The organism is Pseudoduganella sp. RAF53_2, from assembly GCF_052113985.1.
GTDB lineage: Bacteria > Pseudomonadota > Gammaproteobacteria > Burkholderiales > Burkholderiaceae_D > Rugamonas.
In genome coordinates, this window is record NZ_JBFRDW010000911.1 from 1 (window position 1) to 1692 (window position 1692).

At 67.8% G+C, this 1692-nt stretch carries 1 protein-coding gene; it reads left to right on the top strand.

From position 1 onward, the window contains the following. Positions 1-1692: penicillin-binding protein 1C (pbpC, locus tag AB4Z11_RS30935; RefSeq protein ID WP_442029899.1), on the top strand; the 1692-nt coding region annotated here is incomplete at both ends.

Consider the following 1692-nt stretch of genomic DNA (forward strand, 5'->3'; position numbering starts at 1 on the left):
GTCCCGCACAGCATGGGTGGCAAGCTGCGCCAGATCGCGCGTGCTGTGCAGCTGGAACTGCGCCTGTCCAAGCACGATATCCTGACGCTGTACCTGAACCATGCGCCGATGGGCGGCATTGTGGAAGGCGTGGAAATGGCCAGCCGCAGTTATCTGGGCAAGCGCTCGTCCCAGTTGTCCTCCGCGGAATCGGCGCTGCTGGTGGTACTGCCGCAAGCGCCTTCGCGGCTACGGCCCGACCGACATCCGGACGTGGCGCAGCAGGCGCGCGACAAGGTGTTGCGCCGCATGGCGACGCTGGGCCGTTGGCCGCAATCGGAAGTCGATGACGCGCTGATGGAAAAAGTCGGCGCCAATCCGCCGCGCCTGGCCTGGGTGGCGCCGTTGGCAGCCGAGCGCCTGCACCAGGCGGCACGCCGCGCAGCGCGCAAAGGCCAGGCCAGGACTGTGGTGCATTCGACGCTGGACCGCGAAATGCAGGCGACCGTGGAGCGCATGCTGGCCGACCGCGTTGGCCAGTTGCCGCGCTTCGTGTCGATGGCTGCGCTGGTGATGGATACGCATAGCATGGAAATCCTGGCCTACGCCGGATCGGCCGATTTCTCGGATGCGCGCCGCTTCAGTCATGTGGACATGGTGCGCGGCATCCGCTCGCCCGGCTCCACGCTGAAGCCTTTCCTGTACGCGATGGCGCTGGACGAAGGTTTGATCCATTCCGAAAGCCTGCTGGCCGATACGCCGCAATCCTTCGGCGGTTACGACCCCGGCAACTTCCAGGCCAGTTTCTCCGGACCAGTCAGCGTGTCGGAAGCCTTGCAGCGCTCACTGAACGTGCCGGCCGTGGATCTGCTGGACCGTATCGGCCCGGCGCGCTTTGCGGCGCGCCTGTCCGCCGGCGGCCTGCGTTTGCGTTTGCCGCGCGACGCCGCGCCGAATCTGAGCATCATTCTGGGCGGCGCCGGCACCAGCCTGGAAGAACTGGTGGGCGCCTATCGCGCGCTGGCGGCGGATGGCGTGGCGGGCACGCCGCGCATCACGCCGGATGCGCCAGTGCATGAGGCGCGCCTGATGAGTCCCGGCGCGGCCTTCATCATCCGCAATATCCTGGAGGGCGGTGGCCATCCGGACCAGCCTTTCGTTGAACAGGATACCAGCGGCGTGCGGCTGGCCTGGAAGACCGGCACCAGCTATGGTTTCCGCGATGCGTGGGCGGTTGGCGTGAGCGGGCGCTATACGCTGGGTGTCTGGATCGGCCGTCCGGATGGCACGCCGAATCCTGGTTTCTTTGGCGCGAACGTGGCTGCGCCACTACTGCATCAGATCGCGTTGTCCCTGCCGCGCAGTGCGCCGATATCGCATGCACGGCCGGCCGAAGTGTCGGTGGCCCAGGTCTGCTGGCCACTCGGCACGGCTGCGGCGCAAACGCCGCCGGAACATTGCCATGTGAAGCGGACGGCCTGGGTGCTGCGCGATACGATTCCGCCCACGCTGCCGGATCGCCTGCGCTCGCGCGGCCTGCTGGAGCAGGTGTGGCTCGATCCGAAGACGGGCTTGCGCACCACGCCTGCCTGCCAGCCGCTGGCGCGCCAGCGTGAAGTGGCGCGCTGGCCGGCCTTGCTGGAAGCCTGGCTGCCCGCCCAGCAGCAGGAAGCGCTGGGGCTGACGCCATGGTCGCCGGACTGTCCCGATACG